The organism is Paracoccus sp. NSM (assembly GCF_052379855.1).
Taxonomy (GTDB): domain Bacteria; phylum Pseudomonadota; class Alphaproteobacteria; order Rhodobacterales; family Rhodobacteraceae; genus Paracoccus.
This window is the reverse complement of sequence record NZ_JBQTCG010000039.1, coordinates 1-488: the sequence shown is the minus strand read 5'-3', so window position 1 is coordinate 488 and position 488 is coordinate 1. Positions and strand designations below refer to the sequence as shown.

General features: G+C 57.4%; 1 protein-coding gene. It reads right to left on the bottom strand.

Annotation, left to right across the window (positions count from 1 at the left end; translation table 11 throughout):
* On the bottom strand, nucleotides 1-488 hold a 488-nt coding region (locus ACTZWU_RS16730), incomplete at both ends, for a hypothetical protein (protein WP_444738491.1).

Sequence of the window (488 nt, the reverse complement as noted above, 5' to 3'; positions counted from 1 at the left end):
GCGCTCCGAAGAGTTGTGGGGTTTCTGAACCTCCTGAAGATAGCCAGCTGCCACAAGATTACGGATTGTTGCGGTATTGACCCCGAGCCTTCCGGCAGCTTCCGACAAGCTTATTGCACCGATGGCGCTCAGGCCGATGGCCGTTTTCACGCGACCGACGGAAATCACAAAATCACCGAACTTGGAATCTTGGTTTTTGGGACAGCGCAGGGGGATGTCGTGTTCGAAGATCAGATGCAGGAGCTCATGGGTCGAACATTGACACGCGGCAGTAGCTGCGATGAGCGATGCCTCGTCTCCGCTTGGCTCGGCGTCGAAAGTCGTGTGGAGGTACAGACGCTGAAGAAAGCGGTCAAGGTCTTCCCTGTGGAAGTAGGGAGCATTTCGCGCCATGGCTCCAGCCTGCTTGATAAATCCGTGCGCCACGACGCTGCGCAGGAGATTGATCTCCAATCCAACATGCGCCGCCGCAGCAAGCCCGCGAAGGG